The organism is Brevundimonas sp. AVps31 (assembly GCF_058681355.1).
Genome location: NZ_CM178736.1, coordinates 3,102,214 through 3,128,077, shown reverse-complemented (window position 1 = coordinate 3,128,077; position 25,864 = coordinate 3,102,214). Strand labels below are relative to the sequence as shown.

Below are 25,864 nucleotides of genomic sequence, written 5' to 3'. Positions count from 1 at the left end.
GGCTATCAGGGCCGGGGAAGCGTCCTTCGGCGGGAGCGCGTGCGGGGCGGGCGTTCCCGCCAGCGATCGGGCAGGCCGATGACAGCACGCGACGCTGCGCTCCCGGCATATGACGGGTTGTCTGCCTAGAACCCGATCAGGGTCGGCAGACTTTGCCAGATGATTGCGATCGATGCCGTGCCGGCGCCGAATGCGGCGAGTTGGTCGGCAAAGCGGCGGCTCTCCCGGAGCCGGCGGAGCGCTGCCGCCAGAAGCAGGCCGGTGATCAGGACGCACGCGCCGCCGAAGGCCAGCCCCGCCATGCGCCAGGCCGGGTCGTCCGCCGTGCTCACGACGTCGGCGACGCTGGAGATCATGTAGACGCCGATGAAATGGACGCTCCACACGATCAGCCCGCCCAGCATCCAGGCCCACGTCTTCATGGCGCGCCCGGGAACAGGGCGGTGAGGGCGGCGGAGAAGGCGCCCTGTCCGGCGGAATAGGCCATGAACAGGGCGATCAGCTGGAAGGTCGAGGGCCGGCGCGCCTCGACGTGGCCGAACACCAGCCGCAGCAGGGCGTACAGCGCCATCAGGGCGATGATCCCCATGAAGAAACCGTGCCATGACAGCAGGGCGAAGACCGTGGCGCCCTGACCGGTCGCGGACGCCTTCAGGCCCGCGTCGATCCAGCCGTTCAGATCAATCCACCAAGCCCCTCCGATCGCGGCGGCGGCGAGGATCATCAGCAGGGTGGCGATCACCGGACTGCGGGACCGATCCAGCGTCAGCACCTTGCAGGACAACCAGGCCAGACCGACGCCCAGGACGTTTCCGGCCAGGGTCAGGGCCAGATCGGTCACGGGCGGCGGCGCGATCCAGTCTTGCGGATTGCGGCTCCAGAGGAAGACGTAGCTGAACCCGGCCAGCAGGGCGATCATGCCCGCCACGATCAAGGTGATGACCATGGCCCACCAGCCGTGGCTGGATGGCCCGCTGACATAGGTCGGCACCCGGATGCCGCCGCCGACATCGACCGTCTCCGCGATCCGGGGCCGGTCCAGCATCCAGCACCAGTGCATCACGCACCACACCGCCAGTACGCCGCTGATGGCCGAGGCGACGTAGGCCTGAACGGTCAGCAGCAGGAAGAGGCCCGCGGTGAACACCGCCGCCCAGACGTGCCAGGCCGACGGCATCGGCATGCGCTGAAGGTATTGCGGCTCGGCGTTGAGGGTGGAGGTGACCAGGGTCTCGCGACCACCGGTCGGCGCGTCGGGAAGGAAGTAGCGACCCGCTTCGACGTCCCGCGTCAGACCCTTCTGCTCCCACAGCGGATAGAGGCTCTTCACCACGGGCACGGAGCGCACGGAATAGAGGCCGGTCGGCAGCCATTCCAGGCCCGGGGCGTCATGGATGTTGCCCGCGTCCCGGTCGCCGAACGGACGGAAGTTGCGGGCCATGTCGATGATCCAGATCAGCACGCCGACGACGGTGATCGCCGTCCCGATGCTCGAGATCAGGTTGGGCAGCTCCAGCCCGCGCCCGGGCAGGTAGGTAAACACCCGGCGCGGCATGGCCATCAGCCCGCTCAGGTGCATGGGCAGGAAGGTCACGTGCATGCCCGTGAACATGAGCCAGAAGGCCCATTTGCCCAGCCGCTCGCTGAGCGGGCGGGTCGAGGACATGGGCAGCCAGTAGTAGATGGCGGCGAAGAAGGGGAAGACCATCCCGCCGATCAGGACGTAGTGCAGGTGGGCGACGATGAAATAGCTGTCGTGCGCCTGCCAGTCGAATGGGACCATGGCGACCATGACCCCGGTCAGTCCGCCCATGACGAAGGTGATGATGGCGCCGATGACGAACAGGCCCGCTGTCGTGAAGCGCATCTTTCCGGCCGCTATCGTGGCGATCCAGGCGAAGACCTGGATGCCCGCGGGCACAGACACCGCCATCGACGCCGCCGAGAAATAGCTGGTCGAGATGGTCGGCATGCCGGTGGTGAACATGTGGTGGGCCCACACGCCGAAACTGATGAAGCCGGTCGCCAGCATGGCCAGGACCACGGCGTTGTGGCCGACCAGCGGCGTCCGCGCGATGCCCGGGATCATGGTCGACATGGCCCCGGCGGCGGGCAGGAAGATGATGTAGACCTCGGGGTGGCCGAAGAACCAGAACAGGTGCTGCCACAGCATGGGGTCGCCGCCCTTCACAGGGTCGAAGAAGGGCCAGCCGAAAACCCGCTCCAGCTCCATCAGGGTGGTGGCCAGGATCACCGACGGGAAGGCGATGATGATCATCCCCGCGAAGATCAGCATGGCCCAGGCGAAGATCGGCAGCTTGTCCAGCGTCATGCCCGGCGCGCGGTTGCGCAGGACGCCGACGATGATCTCGATGGCTCCGGCGATGGCCGAAATCTCGATGAAGCCGATGCCCAGAAGCCAGAAGTCGGCGTTGATGCCGGGCGAGAAGGCGGTCGAGCTGAGCGGCGGATACATGAACCAGCCGCCATCGGGCGCCAGACCGAAGAACAGGGAGCAGAAGAAGGCCAGACCGCCGATCAGATAGGCCCAGAAGGCATAGGCCGACAGGCGCGGGAAGGGCAGGTCGCGCGCGCCCAGCATCTGGGGCAGCAGCAGCACCGCCAGCGCCTCGACCGCGGGCACGGCGAACAGGAACATCATCATCGTGCCGTGCACGGTGAACAGCTGGTTGTAGGTCTCGGCGGGCAGCACGCCCGCCATGGGCAGAGCCAGCTGGGTCCGCATCAGGACCGCCAGTGCGCCCGCCAGCACGAAGAACAGCATGGCCGCGCCGACGTAATAGACGCCGACGAAATTGTTGTTGATGGCGGTGATCCACTGCCAGCCCTTGGGGCGACACCAGATCTCCTCCAGCTGTTCGACCTCGCCCTTCGGTCTTGCGCCGGCGGTGGGGAAGCGCTCGTACAGGGCGGGGTCGAACCCGGTTTCCTTCTCGAACGGCGCGCTCACTTCAGGCTCTCGAGCCAGCCGGACACGTCTCGCAGTTCCTGCCCGGTCAGGACCGGATAGGCGGGCATCCGATTGCCCGGCTTGATGGACTGGCTGTCCGAAATCCAGCCTGCCATCGTGCCCTGATTGTTCGCCAGTATGCCCGCGCCCAGCGTGCGCCGCGATCCGACATGGCTCAGGTCCGGCCCGGCCTGGCCGTTGAAGGCCGTGCCCGCCACCGTGTGGCAGGCGCCGCATCCGGCGCGCGCGAAGACGGCGGAGCCCGCCGTCGGCTGGAAAGCGGCGGGGGAGGGGGCGGACTGTCGCGCCAGCCAGGCGGCATAGTCCGCCGGCTCATGGGCCACGACGACAAAGCCCATCAGGGCGTGCGGTCCGCCACAGTATTCCGCGCACTGGCCGCCATAGGCGCCGGGCGCATCGGCCTGGATGCGGATCAGGTTGCGACGGCCGGGGATCATATCGACCTTGCCGGACAGGCGCGGCACCCAGAAGCTGTGGATCACGTCGGCCGAGTCCAGCTCGATCACCACCGGCCGGCCGGTCGGGATGTGCATTTCGTTGGCGTCCTGCACCGCCTCGCGGCCCTGATCGTCCAGATAGGCGACGCGCCACCACCACATTTCGCCGGTGACGCGCACGCGCATCTCGCCCTCGCCGGGCTCCTGCGTCAGGTGGCTGGTCAGACCCAGGCCGTAGATCAGAAGCGCGCTCAGCACCACGACCGGGAAGGCGAAGCCGCCGATCCAGACCAGCTTCTGTCCGCCCAGCCGGGTGCGCCAGCGGCGCGGTCCGAACAGGGCGATGACCAGGGCGACCACCACGATCAGCAGCACGGCCCCGCCCATGGCGAACAGCACCCACGACAGGGTGTTCAGCGGCCCGGCGAACGGTCCGGCGGGATCGAGCGCGGGCGGCGGCCAGGCCGCGGTTCCGTCAGCGGCGGGACTAGTCATGGAGCGTATACAGGTAGGCGGCCACGTCGCGGGCCTCGGCATCGGTGAGGGGCATGGGGGGCATGGCGGTGGCGGGCGCCATCGACGGCGCGTCCTTCAGGAAGGCGATCAGCAGGTCGGGCCGGTTGGGGAACTGGCCCGCGATCATCGGACTGTCCGCGAATCCTTCCAGCGACGGTCCGGCCAGTCCTTTGGGCCAACTGACCCCGGGCGTCGCATGACAGGCCGCGCAGCCGACCCGGTCGATGATCTCCAGCCCGCGTGCGGCGTCCGCGCCCATGACCGCCCGTGGCGGGTCGCTCTTGTCCGCGCAGGCGCACAGAAGCGCGGCGAGGCCGAGCACGCCCCACCTCACGCCGGTCCCTGCTGGGTCTGCCGTCCCGTCATCACGCCCCTTCGCCATTGCCGATCAAACCCGCCCCCATGGTCAAGGTTCCCCGGCGGGCAAGCGGAACCGTGAGCCGCAGGCGGTGTTCGGTCGGTGTGCGCTCCTTGCTGCTTTTCCCTCTTCTGGCCCTCGCGGCCTGTTCGCCCGCGACCAATGACACCGGCGCGGCCTTTACGCAGACCGGTCAGATCATCGCCATGGGCGGTGGCGAGGGCGGGGCGGCCAACGCCTGTTTCAGCTGTCATGGCCTCGACGGCATGGGCGACGGCGTCAGCGTGCCCCGTCTGGCCGGACTGGACGCGGGTTATCTGCAGAAGCAGATGGAGGATTACGCCGGGGACGTCCGGCAGGATGTGGTGATGCGCGAGGTCGCCCGCTGGCTGGACGACGGCGACCGCCGGGCCGTGGCCCAGTGGTACGCCGCCATGCCGGCTCCCGCTGCGAAGGGGGGCGCCGGTCCGGCGCCGGCGATCTACCTGCGCGGCGATCCGTCGCGGGGCGTCCCGGCCTGCGCGTCGTGCCACGGGGCCGACGGACTGGGCGTCGGGTCGGGCAATCCGGCGATCGCGGCCCAGCCCGCCGCCTATACGGTCGACCAGTTGCATCGGTGGCAACTGGCCAAGCGGCGCAATGATCCGCGCGGGGTGATGATCGATGCGGTAAAGAGCCTCACCGACGCCGAGATAGCCCAAATCGCCGCCTGGCTAGAGCGCGCACCCGCTGCTCCACCGCCCGATACCGACGTTGCCAACGCGTCCGCCGCCGCGTCGGCTGCGGCACGACCGGAAGCATCCCGTGGAGTACGTCGTCCCGATCGATGATCTGGTGCTTCAGCGCCGCCCCGACGTGCAGGGGGATCATCAGCAGCAGGGTAATGACCAGGCCCCAGTGCATCCATTCGCTCATCGCCTCGATCCGCCAGCGGGTGACATTGTCGAGGTCCTGCAGCGGCATCAGCGGCCAGGCCGTCAGCCCCAGCAAGGTCAGGTCCTGGGTCCGCTCGGTGGCGGACACCATGGCCCAGCCGGTCAGCGGAAGGCCGAACAGGCAGGTGTAGAAGATGTAGTGGGTGATGCTGGCTGTTGTACTTTCCCAGCCCGGCTTGTCGGCGTCATTGATCGGGCCCGGCGCCAGCAACCGCCAGCTGCCGCGTCCCATGGCCAAGACCAGCATCAGCACGCCAATGGCGTAGTGCAGATTGTGCGCCGCCACCTTGTCGCCCCCGACCGGAAGACGACCCATCCACCAGCCCCAGAACAGCTGGAAGCTGACCAGCGCGGCCATGGTCCAGTGGAAGACGATGGCGACAGGCGAGTAGCGGCCTTCATCGTGGTGCCCGGCGGCCCACTCCAGAACCCGGCCGATCAGCTTGTCGATCACGCTGCGGAATCCACGCGGGTGACCGCCCGATCGGGGCCGATCCAGCGGCCCAGCACCAGAAGCGCGGCCGCCAGATAGACCGCCGCGGCCGGCGCCCACATGATCAGGCCCGCGGCCTGCTGGTCCTCCAGCGGGGTGAAGCCCCAGGCCTGGGTCGTCATCAGGTGCGGCGCATAGACGGCCTGTTCGGCGAAGGTCAGCAGGGCGCCGAGCAATCCCATCGCCACCATGGCGACCAGCAGGTGCCCCACGGCCGAGGGCGCGGCGGCGCGGCGGACACCGGCCCAGAACCAGACCGCGCTGGCCAGCAGGCTGGCCTGCATGGCCCAGTAGATCAGATCGTGCGACAGGGCCGCGCCATAGGCGGCGGGGGCATGCCAGCTCCAGAAGATCACCGCCTGCGCCGCCGTCGCCAGCGTCAGCGAGCCGACCGGACGCCGGGGCAGGGCCCAGGCGATCAGGGGCGCGGCGACCGTGACCAGAAGCACGTGATGCACCGTCCGCACCGAGAACAGCGCCGAACTGATCGCGCACAGGGGGGAGACGAAGACAATGGCCAGCATCGCCATGGCCGCCAAGCCCAGCGCGCGCGCCCGTCCCCGGCAGCGCCAGACCAGCAGCACCGTCGCCGCGGCCAGGACGAACAGGAGCGCCGGATCGAGATTCCAGCGCCAGTCGCCCGGCGTCGGCGCGGGGCCGCAATAGGGGATCCAACCCGCTGCGGGCGTCATGCGACGATCTCGATCGATAGACAGGTGATGGCGCGTCCCCTCGGCAGCTTCACCGTGAGAAGGGTCCGGGGCGCGGGGTGGTTCCCCGAAACACCGCAACGAAACGGCTCCCGACGGGTTGGCCCCTGCAACAGGCTGAACAGGAACGACGCAAGAATGGCATTGAACGGACTGGCCGCGCGGCCTCTCGATACGACACGCTCCATCCTCCTCGGATTCCCGGCGGCCCTGTTCACCGGCGGCCTGCTGAGCGACATCGCCTATCTGCGGACGGAGGTGATCCAGTGGACCAACTTCTCCCAGTGGCTGATCCTCGGGGGCGAGGTGTTCACGGGCCTTCTGCTGGCCTGGGCCCTGATCGCCCTGATCTTCCAGTGGAAGACGCCCGCCCGGGCGGCGACGCTGTGGCTGTCGGTCTTGCTGGCCGTCACCTTCCTGTTCGGCCTCGTCAACAATTTCCAGCACAGCCGCGACGGCTGGAGCTCGGTCGGCACGACCGGCCTGCTGTTGTCCATCGGCTCCACCCTGTTCGCCTTCGCCGCCGCCTGGGTCGGTACGGCCTCCACCCAACGGGAGGACGCCCGATGATCCGCCGCCTGCTCGCCACCTCCGCCCTGACCCTCGTCGTCGCCGTTTCCGCCTGCGGCCGTCCGGCGGAGAACCTCAAACAGACAGGACCGGGACCGACCCTGCCGGGGCAGAACGAAACCCTGATCCCGCCGATGAAGATCGCCACCCCGACCGGCTGGGACGGCCAGCTGCCGACCGTGCCCGCCGGCTTTACGGTCACGGCCTTCGCCGGTGATCTGAAGATCCCGCGTCAGATGCTGGTCCTGCCCAATGGCGACATCCTCGTCGCCGAAGGCGCGGGCGGGAAGGCGCCCAAGGTCCGGCCCAAGGATGTCATCGCCGGCGTCATCAAGGCGCGCGGCAAGTCGTCGGTGAAGGGCGGCAATCGCATCACCCTGTTGCGCGACGCCGATGGCGACGGCACGCCCGAGGTCCGCACCGTCTTTATCGAGAATCTGGATGCGCCCTACGGGCTCGCCTTCGTCGACGGCAATCTCTACGTCGCCAATCAGGACGCCCTGCTGCGCTTCGCCTATCAGCCGGGCCAGACGCGGATCACCACCCCGGGCGAGGTCGTCACCCGGCTGCCGTCCGAGATCAACCACCACTGGACCAAGTCGCTGACCGCCAGCGCCGACGGCACGAAGCTTTATGTGGGCGTCGGCTCCAACAGCAATGTCGGCGAGCGCGGCATGTCGGTTGAGGAAGATCGGGCCGTGGTCCTGGAGATCGACCGCCTGACCGGCGCGCGTCGCACCCTCGCCACCGGCATCCGCAACCCGACCGCCCTGGCCATCGAGCCGACCTCGAACCAGCTCTGGGCCGTGGTCAACGAGCGGGACGAGCTGGGGGCGGAGCTGGTGCCGGACTACCTGACCTCGGTGCGCGACGGGGCCTTCTACGGCTGGCCCTACAGCTACTGGGGCCAGAACGTTGATCCGCGCGTGCGCCCGGCCAATGAAGGCCAGGTCCGCAGCGCCATCGCCCCCGACTACGCCCTGGGCTCCCACGTCGCGGCGCTGGGCCTGAGCTTCGCCACCAACGGCGGCTTCGGCGGCGCCTTCACCCAAGGCGCCTTCATCGGCGAGCACGGCAGCTGGAATCGCCAGGACCTGTCCGGATACAAGGTCGTCTGGGTGCCGTTCGCGAACGGTCGGCCCGCCGGCCAGCCGGTCGACTTCCTGACCGGCTTCATCGCCGACGGAAAGGCGCGCGGACGTCCGGTCGGGGTCACCTTCGATCCCCAGCGACGCATCCTGCTGGTCGCCGACGATCTGTCCAACACCATCTGGCGGATCGCCCCGGCGCGCTGACGGATGCCGCCTTCGCCGGGCGGCGATGAGGCCCGGCACAGGCGGATGGCGCAGACCAAGGCGTGGCGCGCGGAGTCCGATCCCCGACATTGGATCGGGTTTCGCCGCCACGCATTCTGTCGCGGCATGTCACAGATCGCTTTTGTCGGCGCAGGGCCGACCACACTCTACGCGTTGAACGCCTTGCTGGCGCACCCTGTGCGCGGCACGCGCGTCACCGTGTTCGAGGCCCAGGCCAAGGCGGGGGTCGGCAGCCCCTACCGCCAGGGGTGGAATGATCCGGCCATGCTGTCGAACATCGCCAGCGCCGAAATCCCGCCTCTGACCGAGACCCTTCTGGGCTGGCTGCAGTCCCGATCCACGCCGGAGCTCGAGGCGATGGATCTGGACGTCGCCGGAATTGACGATCGCGCCTTCGTACCCCGGGTCGTCCTCGGCCGATATTTTGAAAGCCAGTTCAGTCTCCTGCTCGAAAAAGCGCGGATGTCCGGCGTGACGGTCGAGGTGCGCACCGGCTGTCGCGTGGTCGATGCGGCCAATCTTCCCGGCGGCATGGCCCTGACGCTCTCCGCGTCTCCGCACGGTGAGACGACGACGGAGCTGTTCGATCACGTGGTGCTGGCGACCGGCCACCAGTGGCCGTCGAGACAGGAAGTCCGCCCCGGGTATTTCCTGAGCCCTTGGCCGGCGACGGCGCTTGCCGCCCTGCCGCCTGTAAAGGTCGGTCTGCGCGGATCCTCGCTGACGGCCATTGATGCGGCGGTGGCCTTGGCCGGGAGCCACGGGGCCTTCATCCGGGACGACGACGGGCTTCACTATGAGCCTGCGCCGCAAACCGACGGCTTCAGCATCACGATGATGTCGCGCAAGGGTTTGCTGCCCGAGGCCGACTACTACTTCCCGCTGCCGCATGCGCCGCTGACGATCTGCACGCCTCAGGCGATCCGGGGTCTCATCGGGGAGGGGGGCGGGGGGCTGCTCGACCGCGTGTTTGATCTGTTCCGGCGTGAACTGCAGGCGGTGGACCCGGCCTATGCCGAGGCGACCCGGCTGAGCGAGGCCACGGTCGAGGCGTTCGGCGAGGCCTATTTTGCGCAACGGGTCGCGTCTGATCCCTTCGCTTGGGCGGCCGCCAACCTTGTCGAGGCGCGCGCCGACCATGACGCGCGGCGCACCGTGCCATGGCGGGACGCGATCCTGCGGATGCACGAGGTCGTGGCCGCGATCGTTCCCCATCTGGACAGCGCCGGGTTCGCGCGTTTCAGCCGTCACTTCAAACCCGTCTTCGTGGACGCCTACGGCGCCGTGCCGCACGAGTCCGTCGAGCGAATGCTGGCCCTGCATCGCGCCGGCAAGCTGGACGTGATCGCGCTCGGCGAACGGTACAGTATCGACACCCATTGCCCGGACGGCGGGGCCGTACTTGTCCAGGCGAACCGGCGGCGACACTATCCGGTCTTCATCGAGGCGACGGGTCAGCGCCCCCTGGGCGCGGTGCAGTTCCCGCTGTTGTCCCTGCTTGAGCAGGGGATCGTGCGCGATGAATCCTCTGGCGACGCCGATGAGGCGTCGAGGGGGATCGTGATTGACGACCTGTTCCGCCCGGTCGCTGACGGCCTGTCGCCAGACCGGCTGTTCTGCCTGAGCCTTCCGTTCATCATGGGCCGCCATCCCTTCGTGCAGGGGATCACCAGCTCCTATGAAATGGGCGAGATCGTCGGTCGCAGGCTGGCGACGGTCATCGAAGCGCGCGCCGCGCCGGTCGACATGTTCCGGGCCGTGGCCTAGACCTTTGACGATGAAATTGTTCGCGATCTACATCGGCGGCGAGCACCCCGGCGCCAATATCGAGGTCCACGACATCCGCTTTGTCGTGGCCGAAACCATCGAGGCGACGCACGGCGCGCTTCTGGCGCAATGGTGGGGCAAGCCCGGAAGTCTTCACATCGACTGCTGGTCCGAGATCGTCTGTGCCGACGGCTATGACATCTCGCTTCGACCTGAACCGTTCGCGGGCCCCGAGACGCTCTACTATGTCAATCTCGGCGGCTATGACGGCCAGAATTTCGCCGAGCAGCATCGTAATGTCTTCGTGGTGGCCGATGATCTGTCGGCGGCCAAGGGCCGCGCGATGAAACAGATCGCCGGCTGGACGGACAAGCACAGGGACGACATGTATGAGGCCGAGCAAGCCTTTGCCCTGGATGCGGCCGCCCGGGACCAGCGCCTGCATATCCATCTGACGCCCAGCCTGATGACCGGCGATCCGGCATTTACCTGTCGCTACACCCCGATCCGCTGACGTAGCTCGCCGTCGGAAGTCCGCCCGCGACTGCACCGGACGTTTGCGACGCCTTCATCATCGTTGACGACAACCTTCGAGCGGTGATGCACTGCTGTGCTGCGTCCCGCCAGGCCGGGACGAGATGTCGAGGTTGAATGATAAATCTGCGCTGGCGATCGGGGCGGGGCCTTACGGTCCGGATCGTCGAGAGGCCCGGTGTGGCGCTGGCGCCCGGGCCTCTGGGTGAGCTGGTCAGCGATCTGCGCGCGGTCGCCGGCCTGACCCTGGGGGAGGAGGAACTCTCCTACGGCGTCTTGGGCGGCGACGCCGAACGGCTTCGAAACTGCGTCGTGACGGTCGTCTACGAGAAGGCGGCCGGGGGCGATCGCGGCAGGCCGGTGGCGTTCAATGTCCTGTCCCTCCTCGATGTTGAATTGGCGGGACGTCCGACACGGGTGATGCACCTCGGTCTGGTCATGGTCGATCCGGCCTTGCGGGGGCGCGGACTGTCATCGACTCTCTACGGACTGACTTGCGTGTTGATGTTTCTGGCGGGGCAGGGACGGGCGCTCTGGATCTCAAACGTCAGTCAGGTGCCCGCGGTCGTGGGCATGGTGGCGGAGACTTTCTCCAACGTCTTTCCATCGCCGCGCGCCGGCGCGCGGCGCAGCTTCGACCACCTGACGCTGGCCCGCCAGATCATGGCGCGTCACCGCGCGGCCTTCGGCGTGGGGGATGAGGCGGGTTTCAGCGAGGCGACATTTGTCATCACGGACGCCTACACCGGCGGCTCCGACGCCCTGAAAAAGACCTTTGAAGAGGCCGCCCCCCACCGAATGGAGCGCTACAACGCCTTCTGTCGCGAGCAACTCGACTACCGTCGCGGCGATGACCTGTTGCAACTGGGGCGGATCGATATGGCGGCGGCGGGGCGCTATCTCGGCAAGGTCGCGCCTCCGACGACGGCCATGGGACTGGGCGGTCTGGCGCTGTTGATGGCCGCGCGAATGGTGCTGCTCCCCGTTGTCCACTGGCTGTCCGCCGGCCGGCCCTGGGGCGTACTGAGGCCGTGGAGAGAGACCGTATGACCCAGTCCTTCTACGATGAGATGACCACCCGGAATCTCGGCTTTGTCACCCCGGAGGAACAGGCCCGGCTGCGCGGCGGGGCTGTCTTCGTGGCCGGGGTCGGCGGCATGGGCGGCGCCTGTGTCCAGATGTTGGTCCGGGCCGGCGTAGGGCGGATCGCCATCGCTGATCTAGACACGTTCGAGATCTCAAACCTCAATCGCCAACTGTTCGCCTTCATCGACACCGTGGATCGCCCGAAGGCGGACGCCACGGCGGAGAGTCTGCTGAAGATCAATCCCGACCTTGAGCTGCGGGTCCTCGGCCGCGACTGGACCGATCAGCTGGAGACGCTGGCCACGGACTACCCCGTCATCGTCAACGGTTGCGACGATGTCGCGGCGACAGTCGAGTTGTATCGGGTCGCCAGACGCAAGGGCGCCACGGTGATCGACGCCTGGGCCTCGCCCCTGCCGTCGGTCGTGCTGGTGCGTCCCCGGGATCCCCGGCCGGAGGAGCGGCTGGGCTATCCGACCGTCGGCGTCCCGTGGCGCGAGATTTCGCCGGAACAGGCGGGCGAGGCCTTCATGAAGGAGATCGAGTCGGTGCTGACGCACTCCTCGTCCCACGCGCACGTCGATCTGCAGGCGGCGGCCGAGATGGCAGCGGGCAGGCGCAAGCGCATGAGTTTCGCGCCCATGGTGGTCACCGCCGGGGCGCTGATGGCGGGGGAGGCGCTGGCCCTGCTGATGGGGCGCAAGACGCGAACCGATTGCCGCGGCTGGTTCCTGAACGTGCGGGATGCGAGGGTGGAGCGACCGCTGCCGGCGCCGCTGGCCTGGCTCAAGGGCTGGATCGTGCGTCGCATGATGAAGCGTCTGCTCGCCTGATGAACACCGCGGCCGATTTCCAGATGCTGGTGGACGCCTTTGGCGCCTTGGGGGCGCTATCGGTGGCCGCCGTTCTGATCCGGCGTCCGGTCAGGTCGACGGTGCAGACCGTGCTGATGCTGGTGTTCGGCCTGGCGGGTCTGTTCTACGCCTGCAGGGCGCTGGCGGTCGGGACAGGGATCGCGGGGTTCGGCCTCACCAGTCTGGCGCTGGCCTGCACCCTTCCGCTGGGCGCGCTGATCATGGCCGAGATCCTGCTGCGCCGCCATGCGCCGCTGCTTCTGAAGCTGATCGTCGGTGGCGGCGCCGCCCTGGGCCTGCTGGCGGCCTTGCTCGTCGGCGCCGGGATGGAAGAGGCGTTCAGCCTGGCCATCTACATCCCGATCGCGCTCGGCCTGGTCCTGGGTCTGATCATGTTCCGGGATCGAACGGGACTGGCGCCGATGGAGAACGCGGCTCTGGATTCCTACGCCCGGGCGCTACTGGTGACGGGTGTTCTGGTGCTGACTGACTTCGGTCTATTCGGTGACGTGGGCCTGAGCGCCCTGGGCATGCTCGGGCTGGCTTATGCGGCGGCAGCGGGCGCATCGGCGCCGCGCCGCTGGATCGATGCGGCCAAGGAACTGGCGCTGGCCGGGGCGACCGCCCTGCTGCTCGGGGGAGCCTTGCTGCGGCTGCGGGCGCCCGAGACGCTGCTGGAGGCAGGCGGCGTGGTGGGTGTCACGATGTCGGCCTTGCTGGCCTTGTCGGTTCTGTTGCGGCTGAGGTCCGGGGGCGGTGATCAGCAGCGCCGGGCGTTCGATCAGGCGCTGGTCGCCGCAGACGCATCCGACCTGAAGCGCTTTCTGGCCACGGCCTCGACGGCGGCGCCGCTTCAGGGGCTGGTCCTCGTCGAAGGCGATGATCTGGCCGCCTACCGGCAGGACAGGCTGATCGAGGTCTTTGGCGAGGAAAAGGTCGCGGTCCTCGCCCGCCTCGAGCGCGGCGTGGGAGAGGCGGGGCGGGAAGGGCGCGAGCAGATGATCGATCTGCTGAACCTCCACGCCGCGACCCATGCGCTGATCATTCTCGAGGCGCCGCTGAAGATCGCCCTGATCGGGCTCGCCGGCGCGGCGTCGCCCGAAGAGGATGAGCGGTCCCTGGCCCTGTTCCAGAAGCTGGCGGCCCTCGTCGCGAAACAGAACGCAGGAGACGCGGCATGAGCCTGAGTTTGGTCGGTGGCGACATCGACCTGTTCTTCCGCACCCCGTTTGAGGTCTATCCGGCAGACACCCCCTATGTGTCGCCGATGAGGTCTGACCTCCGGCGCTATCTGGATCCGACGCGCAATCCCTTGCTGAAGGCGGGTGGGACGCTTGAGGCTCTTGTCGTTCTGCGCGACGGCCGCCCCGTCGCGCGGGCGACAGCGCACCGCCACCCGGCCTCGAACGCCCGCCATGGGCTGTCACGCACCTGTTTCGGGTTCCTCGACGCCGCCGATGATCCGGAAGCCCTGCGTCTGCTGTTCGATGCCGTCGAGGATTTCGCCCGCCGTCATGGCGACACGGAGGTCGCCGGCCCGTTCAACCTGACGGCCATGCAGCAGATCGGGCTGGTGACGGACGGTTTCGAACATGCCCCCTTCACGGACATGGTCTGGTCGCCGCCGTGGCTGCCCGCCCGGTTGGAGGCCATGGGCTATGCGGCGGTCTTCCCGATGTCGACTTTCCGCATCCGGCCGGGGCAGGTGAACCGGGACAGCTTGCTGACGCCGGGCGCGAAGGCGATCCTCGAGTCGCCGGACTGGACCTTCGCGCCAATCGACAGGCGCCATTTCAAAGTCAGGCTGGAGGAGGCGCGGCAGTGCCTGAACGCCGGGTTTGACGGCAATCCGATGTTCGTCCCGTTGACCGCGGAGGAGTTCGACTTCCAGGCCGGCGAGATGATGTGGATCCTTGATCCTGCCCTGTCCTCGGTCATCCATCACAGGGGCGAGCCGATGGGGGTGGTGATCTGCATCCCGGACCTGAACCCCTTCGTCCGGGACGCCGGCGCGACCTATGGCGCGCGGGCCCTGTGGGCGTGGCTGAAGATGCAGTTCCGTCCGAAGCGCGCGGTCATCATCCTCTATTCCGTCCGACCCGAGGCCCAGGGGCAGGGGGTCAACCCGGCCATGCTCTGGCGTGTGCTGGGGGCGCTCAGGGCCAAGGGGTACAAGGAATGCGGCTGCACCTGGATCGCCGACGTCAACGGCGCCAGCCTGCGGCAGTTCGAGCGGATCGGCGGCGAGCGCCTCCACCGGACCCATCTGTTCAGCAAGGCCCTGGCATGACGCCGCAAATGTTCGCTGACATCGTCGCCGACGCCGCCCTGTCGCCGACGGTGCATAACGTACAGCCGACCCAATGGCACAGGATCGATGCCGACACCGTGGCGGCGGTACAGGCCGCCGGCCGCACCCTGCCCGTGGGTGACCCCACCGGGCGCGATGTGGCCGCCAGCCATGGCTCGGCCGTCGAGGGCTTTGTACTGGCTGCCGCGGCGCACCGCCTGGGCTTTGCGGTCGCGCCGGGCGAGGGGACTGAAGTCGCGCGGTTGCGGGCGACCGGAGCGGTCGAGCCGGACCCGCTGGCGGCCGGTCTGAAGACGCGCCGCACCTGGAGGGGGGCGTTCCTTCCGACCTCCGACGCTACGGCCGTACAGGCGCTGGCGACCCGTGCGCCGGACCTGACGGTTCTGACCGGGGCGGAAGAGATCGCAGCGGTGGCGCGGCTGAACGATGCCGCCAGCCTGACAGGCTTTCGCAACGGGGCCTTCCGCGCGGAACTTCTGGCCTGGATGCGGCTGTCGCGCCGGCACCCGTCGTGGGGCGTGGACGGGCTCAACGCCGAAGCCATGAGCATGTCCGGGCTGGAGGCGTTCGGCGCGGGCATCGTGCTGCGGCCCGGGGTGTTCGAGCTCCTGGATCGCGTGGGACTGGGCGGCGCCCTGACCGGGGAGGCAGCGGTCGTGCGCAGCAGCGCTGCGGTGGCCCTGTTCCATCGTCCGGCGGGCGAGCCGGCCTTTGACACCGGGCGCCGCTGGCACCGTGTCTGGCTGGAGATGACCCGGCTCGGCCTGTCGGCGGCCCCCATGACGGTGCTGGCCGATGATCCGGACGCCGCAGCCGCACTGGCGACCCGCTTTGGACGACCCGACGGACACAGGCTGGTCACGGTATTTCGTCTGGGCAAGGCGCCGGACGGCGCCCTGCCTGCCCCCGCGCGCCGCGCGGTCGACGACCTGATCGTCTAGAGACGCTTGAGATATTCCAGCAGGTCCAGCTTCTGCTGGCGATCAAGGTCCGAGAACGCCGCCTCGTGGCCGGCGGCGCCGAGGCCCGGCCGGCGCGTATCGACGATCCCCGGCGTGGAATAGGGGACATAGGTCTCGGGGTAGGCGATCCCGACGCGCTCCAGATCCATGGCGTGCCCGCCGGTCCTGAACCATGCGGGCCGCGCTTCAAGACCCAGCAGCGCTGTCAGGCTGGGGACCGAGCCGTTGTGAAGATAGGGCGCGGACTGCCACAGTCCGGTCAGGGGCGGCGCGGCGTAGACCCCGGTGTGGGCGGCCGAGATCGCCTGCCGCAGGGGAGAGGCGTTGACCCGGGCCGCCAGGGCCTCGTCCATGGACCGGGCGCGGGCCAGGTCCGTCCCGACATCTCCGGCCCAGTTGGGAAAGCTGGAAAGGCGCGGTCCGCCGGCCGTCTCCTGATAGGTCCCGTGGCAGCTGGCGCAGGCCCGGGCGTACACCGCCCGGCCCACCTCGGCGCGGGCCAGATCGATCGTTCCCGGGAACGGCTGCGGGCGGACCGTCTCGACGAAGCGCCACGTGGCCTGCACCTCGGGGATCAGGGCGCGGGCCCGCCGCCCCGGGACGCCCATGCTGGGAACGGTAAAATAGGCGGTGATCGCCGCCAGCGCGTCACGATGCCTGGCGGTTTGGTCGCGCTCGGTCATGGGGCGGAAGCGATCCTGTCCCGGCGGGGCGTAGGCCCCGTCCCACAGCAGGGCGCTGCGCCAACCGCGGTCAGCGAGGTGGGGGATGGAGGTGAAGCCCGTCTCCCGCTGCCGTGCATCGCCCTCATCCGCCAGCAAGCCATGCTGGAGCTTGAGCGCCGCGACGCCGTTGGTGGCGCCCGGCAGGCCATTGGAAAAGGGCAGAGGGCCTTCGTCCGGATCAATCCGCGCCATCCGCTCGCGCACCTTCGGGAGGACGAAGCTTTCCAGCGTCCGGACCTCCCGGTCGGTCATGTCGGGATGCAGGCGGCGCGCGGTTGCGATCAGGACGTCCGGCCGTTCCAGACCGGCCTTCAGCGCGAGGTACAGGTCGCGCGTATAGGCTTCCAGGTCGATGGAGGGATTGGGGGCGCCCAGCCAGACCCGATCGGGCTTCGGCAGGCCGTTGCCATCATAGACCGGGGCCGCGTGGCAGGCGGCGCAACCGATGTTCCCGATCTGCAATTCGATGGGCGGCAGGGATCGGAGGGCGACGCCGAGGATGATGCCGAGGGTTTCGGCTGACGGCGGGGGCTCCGCCGCAGCAGCAGCAGGCCAGTTCGCCACCTCCGTCGGATGCATGAAGCCGTAGCGGGCCATGATATGGCGCAGGGACGCCGCGGATACGTCATCCGGGGTTTGCGCCAGGACCAGGGCCGCCGACGTCAGCCGCCACGGCACGGCCACCGTCTCCATCGCATCGGTGTCCAGTCCGCCGAAATCGCCGAACGCGAACAGCAGGGCTCCTCGCGCCTCGAGGCTCTGTTCGCGCGGGGCCCGGTCGAGGGCGTCGGCCTTCGTCGAAAGTCGACCCCGCACCCAATCCTCTGCCGACTGGCAGGCGACGAGCGACAGGGCGAGCGCCCCGAAAAGTCCGCAGATGCCGGCCACCCTGCCCATGGTTCTATCCCGCACAGGCAGGATTCCGGGGCAAGCGAAAAGTGTAGCGAACAGGGCTTCAGCGCGGCTTGCGGGCCGGCCCTCGGGTCGAACCGGAATGGCTTCGGGGCTGGCCTCGCGGTTTGATCTCGATCAAGGCCCGACGGCAGGCGAGGGCGGAGACTGGGAATCTGAACAGGAGCCTGCCGTGCCTCAATCCGCTGTCCCCATCGTCGCCGCCGTCGTCGCCCTCTTCGCCATTTTCATGGCTGTGATCGGCTCGGTGTCGATCTGGAGCAATCTTCCGAACCGCAAGACGCGCGACTGATTGTCGAGCCGCGCTTTTTCGCGCGCAACAACCGCAGCGCTTGGGTATTTCTGTCAGGTAGGCCCGCCGGTCGGGTCAGCCTGAGAGGGTGACAGATGCGCCATCTGCCCGGTCATTTTCTAATCGGGGCCCTGGCCCTGGTTTTGTCGGGCTGCGGCACCTTCGCCAGACCGGAGCCACTGGCGCTGCGCGCGATTGACGCGCCCGTCGAGCGGGTCGCGGATCCGAGGATCCGCCCCGGCGATCAGGTGCGGGTGGATGAGGTGGTGGATCTTTTCACCCATCGACTCGCGCAGGATGGCAGCGGCGCGATGCTCGCGCTCTCCGGCGGAGGGGCCAACGGCGCCTTCGGTGCGGGGGTGCTGGTCGGCTGGACCGAGACGGGAAGCCGACCCCGGTTCGACATTGTCACCGGGATCAGCACCGGCGCCCTGGCCGCGCCCTTCGCCTTCCTTGGATCAGACTGGGATGACGAACTGCGTGAAGCCTACACGGGCGGCGGCGCGGACGGGTTGCTGAGCGCGCGAGCGCTGGCGGGGCTGGTGCGGCCAAGCCTGTTCAGCTCCGCCCCGTTGCGCCGGTTGGTCGAGGAGAACGTCACGCCCGAACTGTTGCGGCAGATCGCGGCCGAACACGCCAGGGGACGGCGTCTCTTGGTTGTCACCACCAATCTGGACACACAGGAATCGGTCGTCTGGGACATGGGCCAACTGGCCACCCAGGGGGACGATCAGGCGCTCCACCTGTTTCGCGAGGTGCTGATCGCTTCGGCCAGTATTCCCGGGGTCTTCCCGCCCGTGATGATCGCCGGCCTGCAAGGCGATCAGATCGTTGAGGAAATGCACGCTGACGGCGGCATCAACCTGCCGTTTTTGGGGGTGCCGGAAAACATGCTGGCGGACTCGCAGGCCATCCCCGGAGCCAACCGGGCCTCGATCTATGTGCTGATCAACGGCCAGACCGGGCGCACATCCAGCGTGGTGCGGGGCAGTCTGCCGGCCATCCTGACCCGGACCTACGAGAGCATGAGCAAGGCGACCACCCGGACCCATCTCGCCGCTAACGCCGCTTTCGCCGCCCGTAACGGGGTCGCGCTGCGCGTGGCTTCGATCCCGATGGATGTCGAGGCGTCGGCCCTGAATTTCGATCACGACTCGATGGCCCGAATGTTCGAACTCGGTCGCTCGCGGGCTGCGACGGACCAGGCCTGGGTCGCACCGGCGGTGGAGCTGTCTGCCGAGCCGACGCTGATCGGCCCGGCGCCGGACGTGCCGACGCCCTCGCCTTGAGGCCTCTGTCGCTAACCAAACATCAGGATTGACGGGTGTAGGAAGGGGCGTACCCGAGAGAGTTCTGATGGACGAAGCTGAACGCCTTGCCGCTGTCCGGTCCCTGCGGGCGATCGGGGTTCCCCCTGCTCCGGCGATAGAGGGTGCGGTCCGGCTCGCAGCAGGGTTGATGGGCTGCCCCATGGCTCTCGTCACCCTGATCGAGGACGAGGTGCAGTGGTTTATGGCCAGTCTCGGCGTCGATGGATGTTCAACGTCGCGCGCGGATTCCTTTTGCACTCACGCGCTCAACCTGCCGGCGCACGAGGTCATGGTGGTCGAGGACGCAAGCCTGGATCCTCGGTTCCGCGACAACCCCAACGTCACGGGCGAGATGAATGTCCGCTTCTACGCCGGGGCGCTGCTGACCGGGGCGAACGGCGCCGGCCTGGGCACCCTGTGTGTTGTCGACACAAAGCCGCGTCCGCGCCCGGATGAAGCCACGCTGAACCATTTGCGTGATCTCGCCCGACTGGTGGTCGGGGATCTGGAGCGCGCGCGCGCCGACCGCCTGCGCCGCGAGAACCAGCATATGCTGGCCATGGTCGAGGGCCTGTCCGGGGTCGGGCACTGGCGCGTGGACATGATCGACGACAAGGTGCTGTGGTCCGACGAAGTCTATGCCATTCATGGCGTTACGCGCGAGAGCTTCACGCCGACATTTGAAGAGGCTGTCGCCTTCTACCCGGAAGACGATCGCGCCACCCTGTCCGCCCACTGGGCCAGAACGATCGCCGGCGAGGGGCCCTTCTCCGTCGAGCTCTGCATCAACCGGGCGGATGGCGTGAAGCGGCGGGTCGTCGCCAAGGGCGCCGCCGAGCTGTCCTTTGACGGCCAGTCTCCGGCCCTGTTCGGCGTGTTCCAGGATGTCACCGCCCAGCGGGAGGCCATGGCGGTGATGGAGCGCAGCCGCGGTCGCTACAAATTGCTGGCCGACAATGCGGCCGATGTGATCGCCCGGGTCCAGCTGGACGGTTCATCCAATTACATCTCGCCCGCCATCGAGCGCCTGCTGGGCTGGACCCCGACCGAGATGGCGGGTCGGCCCGCCGCCGCCTTCGTCCATCCGGAGGATCGCGGTCAGTTGGCCGAGACCTTCGTCGCGATGGGGCAGGGGCGGTCGTCCGCGACGCTGGAACACCGTCTGCTGCATCGCGATGGCCAGATCGTCTGGGGCGAGACCCGGATGCGTCTGATCCGCGATGCGTCGGGGCGGCCGGTCGAAACCGTGGTGGTGATCCGCGACATCTCCCGCCGCAAGGCGCTTGAGGCTCAGTTGGAACAGGCGCGCGCCGAGGCCGAGGCGGCGGCGGCGGTGAAGGCCGACTTCCTGGCCAATATGAGCCACGAGCTGCGCACCCCGCTGACCAGCATCATCGGCTTCACCGGACTGGCTTTGGAACAGGACCTGCCGAATGCCGCCCGCGACTACATCGGTCGCGTGGACAACGCCGGTCGCGCCCTGCTGTGCACCGTCAACGACATTCTGGATTTCTCCAAGCTGGAGGCGGGGCAGGTCGCCATCCGTCCGCAGGCGATGGATGTCGAGGCGCTGTCGCGCGCGACGCTGGACCTGTTTACCCCGCAGGCAGGGGCCCGGGATCTGAACCTGACGCTGGACGTCGGCAGCGTTCCCGGCGCGATCGTCGCCGATCCGGATCGTCTGCGCCAGATCATGCTGAACCTGGTCGGCAATGCGGTGAAGTTCACCGAAAAGGGCGGGGTCCGGCTCGAGGTGGCCTGGATGGCCGCAAGCGAGCGTCTGAGGGTCGCCGTGCACGACACGGGCGCGGGCATTCCGGCGGACAAGCTGGACCATCTATTCCGGCGCTTTTCGCAGATCGACGGCGCCGGCACGCGCGCGGCGGGCGGGACCGGTCTGGGACTCGCCATCTGCAAGGGGCTGATCGAGGCCATGGACGGCGCCATCGGTGCGGAGAGCGTCGAGGGCCGGGGCAGCACCTTCTGGTTCGAGATACCCGCGCCGCCCGCCGAAGCCGCAGCCCAGCCCGCCGCCTCCTCGATGGCGGCGGCCGATGTCGGCGGCGTCCGGGTGCTGGTCGCTGACGACCATCCCGCCAACCGCGAACTGGCCCGCGCCTTCCTGAGCGGAATGGGGGCGGCAGTGGAGGATGCGGTTGACGGGCCGACCGCTGTTGAGGCTGCAAATTCAAGGCGCTACGACGTTATCCTGATGGACCTTCGCATGCCGGGAATGGGTGGGCGCGAGGCGCTGGACCTGATCCGCGCGGGCGCAGGCCCCAACCGCGAGACACCGGTCCTGGCCTACACCGCCGACGCCGGCGAGGGGCTGGAGGCGAACCTGATCCGCGACGGCTTCTGCGGCGCGGTCTCCAAGCCGGTCGGCGCGGAGGCGCTCATCAGGGCGGTTGCGGACGCGCTGCAATCGGATGATATCGCTGCGTGATGGCCTCCGGATATCTGACCTTCGCGGCCGCTGTGGCTGCCTCAGCGTTGTTCGCAACGGCCGTCCGGGCGGACGAGCCCCTGCCGCTTCACGTCGGCGGACGGGTGATCCACGAGGCCGACGGCGGGATCCGCTTCGGCTGGCCTGGGGTCTATTTCGAGGGCCGGTTCCAGGGCGATACGGTTCGCGTGCGGTTCCAGGCGCCGGCGGGCGGGATGCGCCTGCTGCTCGACGGGCAGGAGCGTGCGGTTTTCCGTCAGGCCGGGACCGTGGACCTGACCCTGTCTGACATGACCGAGGGCGAGCATGTCGTGCGTCTGGAGAAGCAGGGGGAAAGCCAGACGGGCGGCGGTCGCTTCATCGGCTTCGATGTGCTGGGGCGCGGCCGTGCACTGCCCGCCGTCGCCAAGGCCCGACAGATCGAGTTCATCGGCGATTCCTACACCGTGGGCTATGGGAACACCTCGGCGGTAAGAACCTGTACGGCGGCCGAGATCGCGGCCACGACCGACACCCAGAGCGCCTTCGGACCCCGGGTCGCGCGGCGGTTCGACGCCGACTACCGGATCAACGCCTATTCCGGCTTCGGCATCGTAAGAAACTACGACGGCGGCGTGCGGGATCTGAGCCTGCCCGCTCTCTATGCGCGGCTGAAGCCCGACGCCGCGGATCAACTGGATGCGGGGGAGGGCGACTGGAAGCCGCAGGTCATCGTCGTCAATCTGGGCACCAACGACTTCTCGACGCCGCTACATGCGGACGAGCCGTGGGCGGATGACGCGGCCCTTCGGTCTGCCTGGCGCGAGCGCTATGTCGCCTTCCTCGCCGAACTGGCCGGGCGCCAGCCGCAGGCGCGCTTCATCCTGATGGGCGGCGACGCCTTCACCGGCGACGTGCGCCAGGTGGCGGACGCGGTGAACCGGACCACGCCGGGACTGGCGACGGTGTTGCCGTTCGGCGGTCTGGATTTGCAGGGCTGCGACTGGCATCCCTCACTGGCGGACGAAGTTCTGCTCGCGGATCTGGTCGCCCGCGAGATCGAGGCGCGCGGCCTCTTCACCACGCCCTGACGGGGCCGAAGGAAACGATGCAGGACCTTCTCGACTTCGGCCAGCCGCAGACCATCGAACGCCTGTTCGTCGGCCTGCGGCTGCCCGCCGCCCAGGCCGCTCAGGCGGCCGAGGTGCGCCGCCGGTCGCAGGAACTCTATGGATTGAAGTCGGGCCGGAGCGAGGTGTCCGCCGATCGTCTCCACGTCACCCTGATCCACATCGGCGACTTCGCGGGCAGCATCCGGGCCGACGTCGCCGCGACCGTGAGCGAGGTCATGGCGGAGGTGGAGCATCCATCCTTCGTGGTGTCCTTTGATCGTGTCGGCAGCTTCGGCGGCGCGCCGGGCAAGCACCCGCACGTCCTGCTGGGCGAGGCCGGTCTCGAGCCGCTGAGAGTCTATCGCCGGGCGTTATGGGACGCGGTGCACAGGCGTCTGCGCAAGACGTTGTCGAACCCGCAGTTCAATCCGCATGTCACCCTGATGTACGGCGAGGCGCGGATGCCGGACCGGGAGATCGCCCCGATCTCGTGGCGGGCGACAGAGGTCGAACTGATCCACAGCGAGGTGGGCCGTTCGACCTATCACACGCTCGGGCGCTGGCCGCTGGTCTAGCCCTTCGCGGCGACGTCCCGTCTTCATGTCCAGATCAGGCCCCGACCATGACCCACACCCTCTACGGCATTCCCAACTGCGACACCGTCAAGAAGGCCCGCGTCTGGCTTGACCAGCACGGACAGGCCTATGTTTTCCACGACTACAAGAAGGTCGGGATTGATCGCGAGACCCTGGCGGGCTGGGTTGCGGCGCACGGCTGGGAGGTGGTGCTGAACCGCGCGGGCACGACGTTCAAGGCCCTGTCCCCCGAGGACAAGGCCGACCTGACGGCGGACAAGGCCATTGGCCTGATGGTGGCCAATCCGTCGATGATCAAACGACCGGTGCTCGACGTGAACGGCCGCACGACCGTGGGCTTCAAGCCCGAGATCTATGCGGCCCTGTTCGTCTAGACGAGGGTGAACTGCGCCGGTTCGCCCGACTGGGCGTCGGGGGCCAGCCAGACATCGAACAGGCCCGGCTCGACCGTCGGATGAAGGTCCGCGCCGAGGAACAGCAGGTCGCCATACTTCAACGACATCGAGACCTCCAGGGTTTGGCCCGCCGGCACGGTCACGCGCCGGTAGGCCTTCATCAGGCGCACCGGCTGGGTGATCGAGGCGGCCCGGTCGCGGATGTAGAGCTGCACCACTTCCGACGCGTCGCGCGCGCCGCCGTTGGTCAGGGTGACCGAGACGGTGATCTCCCCATCGCGCGTGATCGTCGGCGTCGACACCGTCACCGGCGAATAGGCCACCGGCGCATAGGTCAGGCCGTGGCCGAACGGATAGAGGGCCGCGTGCGGCACGCCGCGGAATTTGGAGGTGAACTCCCTGTCCGTGGGGCGCGACGGCCGGCCCGTCGACTTGTGCGCGTAGTAGAAGGGCGACTGGCCCGAGCGGTAGGGGAAGCTGACCGGCAGACGGCCGGTCGGGGCATGGTCGCCGAACAGCACGTCGGCGATCGCATTGCCGCTCTCCGAGCCCAGGAACCAGGTGACGAGGATGGCGTCCGCGCCGTTGACGCTGTCGGCCAGTTCCATGCCGCGCCCGTTGCGCAGCAGCACCACGACCGGCTTGCCGGTGGCGGCGACGGCCTCGGCCAGCGCCAGTTGCGGGGCAGGGATGGTGATCTCGGTGCGGGACTTTGATTCCGCCGACATCTCGCTCGACTCGCCGATGGCCAGCAGAACCACGTCGGCGTCTGCGGCGGCCAGGACGGCGGCTTCGATACCGCCCGCCAGCGGAGCCTCGACATCCGAACCCTTGACCACGGTCAGGTGGGCGTCCTCGCCCAGCGCCGCGCGCAGCCCCTCTTCCAGCGACACCGCCAGCGCCGTGTCCTTGAACACCGACCAGGGGCCGAACACGTCGCTCTTGTCGGCGCCGAACGGGCCGATCAGGGCGATCCGCTTGCCGGTCTTGGGCAGGGGCAGAAGGTCGCCGTCGTTCTTCAGCATCACGATCGACTTGCGGCCGGCCTCGCGGGCGAGGGCCAGATGCTCGCGGCTGCCGGTGACGCGGCGCTCGGTGCGCACGTCGGACCCGCGATAGGGATCGTCGAACAGGCCAAGGGCGGCCTTGGTCATCAGCACCCGGCGCACGGCCTGGTCGACACGCGCGATCGGCACATCACCCGACTGAACCAGTTCGGGAATGTGCTTGATGTAGAGCCCGCTCTTCATCGACATGTCGACGCCCGCCAGCAGGGCCAGACGCGCCGCGTCGCGTCCGTCGGCGGCATAGCCGTGGGCGACCAGTTCCTGTTCGGAGGTGTAGTCCGACACCACGAAGCCGGCGAAGCCCCACTCGCCGTGCAGCACGTCGGTCAGCAGCCATTTGTTGCCGCTGGTCGGAACGCCGTTCAGGTCGTTGAAGGCGCTCATCACCGACAGGGCGCCCGCATCCAGCGCGGCCTTGAACGGCGGCAGGTAGATGGAGCGCAGCGCGAGCTCGCTCATGTCGGTGGAGTTGTAATCCATGCCCGCCTCGGCGGCGCCGTAGGCCGCGAAATGCTTGGGCGTGGCGACCAGCGAGGACCAGTGGGTCAGATCATCGCCCTGGAAGCCCTTGGTGCGCGCGATGGCGAACAGGTTGTTGAGCAGGACGTCTTCGCCCGAACCCTCGACCACGCGGCCCCAGCGCTGGTCCCGGGCCACGTCGACCATGGGGGCGTAGGTCTGGTGCACCCCCGCCGCGCCGCCCTCGACCGCCGCCGCACGCGCGGTGCGCTCGGCCAGGTCCAGATCCCAGCTGGCGGCCTCGCCCAGCGGAACCGGGAAGGTGGTGCGCAGGCCGTGAACGATGTCGGCGGCGAACAGCAGGGGAATGCCCAGCCGGCTTTCCTTGACCGCCATGTCCTGGACATAGCGGGTGGACGCCGCGCCGACGCCGTTGAACAGGGCGCCGATGCGCCCCGCCTTGATGTCGGCGGCCGTCTGGCTCTGGTCCGTGTCCAGGGCGTCGCCGGGGTTGATGCCCTCGGGACGCCACCGGAACGGGTCGTTCATCAGATTCAGCTGACCGGCCTTCTCCTCGATCGTCATACGAGCGATCAGGGCGTCGACGCGCGACAGGTTGGCCTGGGCCTGGGCGGCCGCGATACGGGGAGCCATCATCATTCCGGCCATCATGGCGCCTCCTGCCAGCAGTCTTCGACGGGAAGGGGCTGAGCTGCGTAATTGATGCATG

The 25,864-nt window shown here is 68.5% G+C and carries 22 protein-coding genes and 1 pseudogene; 15 read left to right on the top strand and 8 right to left on the bottom strand.

The window, feature by feature from the left end; genetic code table 11:
- Positions 1–125 precede the first annotated feature (125 nt).
- The 4 genes from ACW174_RS15275 to ACW174_RS15260 are packed head-to-tail and all read right to left on the bottom strand — an operon-like array spanning position 126 to position 4,267.
- A complete protein-coding gene (locus ACW174_RS15275; RefSeq protein ID WP_492015279.1) occupies positions 126–422 on the bottom strand; it encodes a hypothetical protein in 297 nt (98 codons plus the stop codon).
- Entirely contained in the window at positions 419–2,971 is a 2,553-nt protein-coding gene (locus ACW174_RS15270) for a cbb3-type cytochrome c oxidase subunit I (RefSeq protein WP_492015278.1), read from the bottom strand. The genes ACW174_RS15275 and ACW174_RS15270 overlap by 4 nt, the downstream gene beginning before the upstream one ends.
- Positions 2,968–3,924 (bottom strand): cytochrome c oxidase subunit II, encoded by a 957-nt coding sequence (gene coxB, locus ACW174_RS15265; protein WP_492015277.1) that lies wholly within the window; start codon positions 3,922–3,924, stop codon positions 2,968–2,970. Before coxB ends, ACW174_RS15270 begins: the two co-directional genes overlap by 4 nt.
- On the bottom strand, positions 3,917–4,267 hold the full coding sequence (locus ACW174_RS15260) for a c-type cytochrome (RefSeq protein WP_492015276.1): 351 nt from the start codon (positions 4,265–4,267) through the stop codon (positions 3,917–3,919). Before ACW174_RS15260 ends, coxB begins: the two co-directional genes overlap by 8 nt.
- A gap of 80 nt (positions 4,268–4,347) precedes the next feature.
- On the opposite strand from ACW174_RS15260, the pseudogene ACW174_RS15255 reads away from it, so the two are divergent.
- Positions 4,348–4,962: pseudogene (locus tag ACW174_RS15255) on the top strand (c-type cytochrome); the annotation flags it as partial.
- Between the two features lie 19 nt (positions 4,963–4,981).
- Here the strand turns inward: ACW174_RS15255 and ACW174_RS15250 are convergent.
- Together ACW174_RS15250 and ACW174_RS15245 are read right to left on the bottom strand one after the other, a co-directional pair.
- Positions 4,982–5,692: a cytochrome b gene (locus tag ACW174_RS15250; protein ID WP_492015275.1), complete on the bottom strand. Its 711-nt coding sequence runs from the start codon at positions 5,690–5,692 to the stop codon at positions 4,982–4,984.
- A complete protein-coding gene (locus ACW174_RS15245; RefSeq protein ID WP_492015274.1) occupies positions 5,689–6,423 on the bottom strand; it encodes a cytochrome c oxidase assembly protein in 735 nt (244 codons plus the stop codon). Before ACW174_RS15245 ends, ACW174_RS15250 begins: the two co-directional genes overlap by 4 nt.
- A gap of 156 nt (positions 6,424–6,579) precedes the next feature.
- Here ACW174_RS15245 and ACW174_RS15240 point away from each other — a divergent pair, with 156 nt between their 5' ends.
- The 9 genes from ACW174_RS15240 to ACW174_RS15200 all read left to right on the top strand — a co-directional run bounded on the left by ACW174_RS15240 (position 6,580) and on the right by ACW174_RS15200 (position 15,820).
- Positions 6,580–7,011 carry a DUF2231 domain-containing protein gene (locus ACW174_RS15240; protein ID WP_492015273.1) on the top strand — a complete coding sequence of 144 codons (432 nt, stop codon included), beginning with the start codon at positions 6,580–6,582 and terminating at the stop codon, positions 7,009–7,011.
- Complete coding sequence (locus ACW174_RS15235; RefSeq protein WP_492015272.1) at positions 7,008–8,306, top strand: PQQ-dependent sugar dehydrogenase; 1,299 nt, start codon at positions 7,008–7,010, stop codon at positions 8,304–8,306. The genes ACW174_RS15240 and ACW174_RS15235 overlap by 4 nt, the downstream gene beginning before the upstream one ends.
- A gap of 126 nt (positions 8,307–8,432) precedes the next feature.
- Complete coding sequence (locus ACW174_RS15230) at positions 8,433–10,094, top strand: FAD/NAD(P)-binding protein (protein ID WP_492015271.1); 1,662 nt, start codon at positions 8,433–8,435, stop codon at positions 10,092–10,094.
- A gap of 10 nt (positions 10,095–10,104) precedes the next feature.
- A complete protein-coding gene (locus tag ACW174_RS15225; protein WP_492015270.1) occupies positions 10,105–10,608 on the top strand; it encodes a DUF1543 domain-containing protein in 504 nt (167 codons plus the stop codon).
- Between the two features lie 200 nt (positions 10,609–10,808).
- Positions 10,809–11,678, top strand: a complete 870-nt coding sequence (locus ACW174_RS15220; RefSeq protein ID WP_492015269.1) for a hypothetical protein — start codon at positions 10,809–10,811, stop codon at positions 11,676–11,678.
- Positions 11,675–12,547 carry a ThiF family adenylyltransferase gene (locus tag ACW174_RS15215; protein WP_492015268.1) on the top strand — a complete coding sequence of 291 codons (873 nt, stop codon included), beginning with the start codon at positions 11,675–11,677 and terminating at the stop codon, positions 12,545–12,547. The genes ACW174_RS15220 and ACW174_RS15215 overlap by 4 nt, the downstream gene beginning before the upstream one ends.
- Positions 12,547–13,749 (top strand): hypothetical protein, encoded by a 1,203-nt coding sequence (locus tag ACW174_RS15210; RefSeq protein WP_492015267.1) that lies wholly within the window; start codon positions 12,547–12,549, stop codon positions 13,747–13,749. The genes ACW174_RS15215 and ACW174_RS15210 overlap by 1 nt, the downstream gene beginning before the upstream one ends.
- Positions 13,746–14,858: a GNAT family N-acetyltransferase gene (locus tag ACW174_RS15205; RefSeq protein ID WP_492015266.1), complete on the top strand. Its 1,113-nt coding sequence runs from the start codon at positions 13,746–13,748 to the stop codon at positions 14,856–14,858. Before ACW174_RS15210 ends, ACW174_RS15205 begins: the two co-directional genes overlap by 4 nt.
- 8 nt (positions 14,859–14,866) lie before the next feature.
- Positions 14,867–15,820 (top strand): nitroreductase family protein, encoded by a 954-nt coding sequence (locus ACW174_RS15200; RefSeq protein WP_492015265.1) that lies wholly within the window; start codon positions 14,867–14,869, stop codon positions 15,818–15,820.
- Here the strand turns inward: ACW174_RS15200 and ACW174_RS15195 are convergent.
- Positions 15,817–17,463, bottom strand: coding sequence for a c-type cytochrome (locus tag ACW174_RS15195; protein WP_492015264.1), 1,647 nt, complete (start codon positions 17,461–17,463; stop codon positions 15,817–15,819). The genes ACW174_RS15200 and ACW174_RS15195 overlap by 4 nt on opposite strands.
- A 402-nt stretch (positions 17,464–17,865) precedes the next feature.
- On the opposite strand from ACW174_RS15195, the gene ACW174_RS15190 reads away from it, so the two are divergent.
- From ACW174_RS15190 to ACW174_RS15170, 5 genes are all read left to right on the top strand, one after another.
- Entirely contained in the window at positions 17,866–19,059 is a 1,194-nt protein-coding gene (locus tag ACW174_RS15190) for a patatin-like phospholipase family protein (RefSeq protein ID WP_492015263.1), read from the top strand.
- Between the two features lie 181 nt (positions 19,060–19,240).
- Positions 19,241–21,526, top strand: a complete 2,286-nt coding sequence (locus ACW174_RS15185; protein ID WP_492015262.1) for an ATP-binding protein — start codon at positions 19,241–19,243, stop codon at positions 21,524–21,526.
- On the top strand, positions 21,526–22,596 hold the full coding sequence (locus ACW174_RS15180; RefSeq protein WP_492017302.1) for an SGNH/GDSL hydrolase family protein: 1,071 nt from the start codon (positions 21,526–21,528) through the stop codon (positions 22,594–22,596). The genes ACW174_RS15185 and ACW174_RS15180 overlap by 1 nt, the downstream gene beginning before the upstream one ends.
- Positions 22,597–22,613: 17 nt before the next feature.
- The gene (locus tag ACW174_RS15175; protein WP_492015261.1) at positions 22,614–23,192 is read left to right on the top strand and encodes a 2'-5' RNA ligase family protein; all 579 of its coding nucleotides are present in this window, start codon (positions 22,614–22,616) and stop codon (positions 23,190–23,192) included.
- 47 nt (positions 23,193–23,239) lie between these two features.
- Positions 23,240–23,587 carry an arsenate reductase gene (locus ACW174_RS15170; RefSeq protein WP_492015260.1) on the top strand — a complete coding sequence of 116 codons (348 nt, stop codon included), beginning with the start codon at positions 23,240–23,242 and terminating at the stop codon, positions 23,585–23,587.
- On the opposite strand, the gene bglX is transcribed toward ACW174_RS15170, so the two are convergent.
- Complete coding sequence (gene bglX, locus ACW174_RS15165) at positions 23,584–25,806, bottom strand: beta-glucosidase BglX (protein ID WP_492015259.1); 2,223 nt, start codon at positions 25,804–25,806, stop codon at positions 23,584–23,586. The genes ACW174_RS15170 and bglX overlap by 4 nt on opposite strands.
- Positions 25,807–25,864 lie beyond the last annotated feature (58 nt).

Bases quoted from the DNA above. Each gene is read 5' to 3' on its own strand.
- ACW174_RS15275 (WP_492015279.1), bottom strand. From the start codon at position 422: ATGAAGACGTGGGCCTGGATGCTGGGCGGGCTGATCGTGTGGAGCGTC.
- coxB (WP_492015277.1), bottom strand. From the start codon at position 3,924: ATGACTAGTCCCGCCGCTGACGGAACCGCGGCCTGGCCGCCGCCCGCG.
- ACW174_RS15245 (WP_492015274.1), bottom strand. From the start codon at position 6,423: ATGACGCCCGCAGCGGGTTGGATCCCCTATTGCGGCCCCGCGCCGACG.
- ACW174_RS15240 (WP_492015273.1), top strand. From the start codon at position 6,580: ATGGCATTGAACGGACTGGCCGCGCGGCCTCTCGATACGACACGCTCC.
- ACW174_RS15235 (WP_492015272.1), top strand. From the start codon at position 7,008: ATGATCCGCCGCCTGCTCGCCACCTCCGCCCTGACCCTCGTCGTCGCC.
- ACW174_RS15230 (WP_492015271.1), top strand. From the start codon at position 8,433: ATGTCACAGATCGCTTTTGTCGGCGCAGGGCCGACCACACTCTACGCG.
- ACW174_RS15225 (WP_492015270.1), top strand. From the start codon at position 10,105: ATGAAATTGTTCGCGATCTACATCGGCGGCGAGCACCCCGGCGCCAAT.
- ACW174_RS15215 (WP_492015268.1), top strand. From the start codon at position 11,675: ATGACCCAGTCCTTCTACGATGAGATGACCACCCGGAATCTCGGCTTT.
- ACW174_RS15210 (WP_492015267.1), top strand. From the start codon at position 12,547: ATGAACACCGCGGCCGATTTCCAGATGCTGGTGGACGCCTTTGGCGCC.
- ACW174_RS15205 (WP_492015266.1), top strand. From the start codon at position 13,746: ATGAGCCTGAGTTTGGTCGGTGGCGACATCGACCTGTTCTTCCGCACC.
- ACW174_RS15200 (WP_492015265.1), top strand. From the start codon at position 14,867: ATGTTCGCTGACATCGTCGCCGACGCCGCCCTGTCGCCGACGGTGCAT.
- ACW174_RS15195 (WP_492015264.1), bottom strand. From the start codon at position 17,463: ATGGGCAGGGTGGCCGGCATCTGCGGACTTTTCGGGGCGCTCGCCCTG.
- ACW174_RS15190 (WP_492015263.1), top strand. From the start codon at position 17,866: ATGCGCCATCTGCCCGGTCATTTTCTAATCGGGGCCCTGGCCCTGGTT.
- ACW174_RS15185 (WP_492015262.1), top strand. From the start codon at position 19,241: ATGGCTCTCGTCACCCTGATCGAGGACGAGGTGCAGTGGTTTATGGCC.
- ACW174_RS15180 (WP_492017302.1), top strand. From the start codon at position 21,526: ATGGCCTCCGGATATCTGACCTTCGCGGCCGCTGTGGCTGCCTCAGCG.
- ACW174_RS15175 (WP_492015261.1), top strand. From the start codon at position 22,614: ATGCAGGACCTTCTCGACTTCGGCCAGCCGCAGACCATCGAACGCCTG.
- ACW174_RS15170 (WP_492015260.1), top strand. From the start codon at position 23,240: ATGACCCACACCCTCTACGGCATTCCCAACTGCGACACCGTCAAGAAG.
- bglX (WP_492015259.1), bottom strand. From the start codon at position 25,806: ATGATGGCCGGAATGATGATGGCTCCCCGTATCGCGGCCGCCCAGGCC.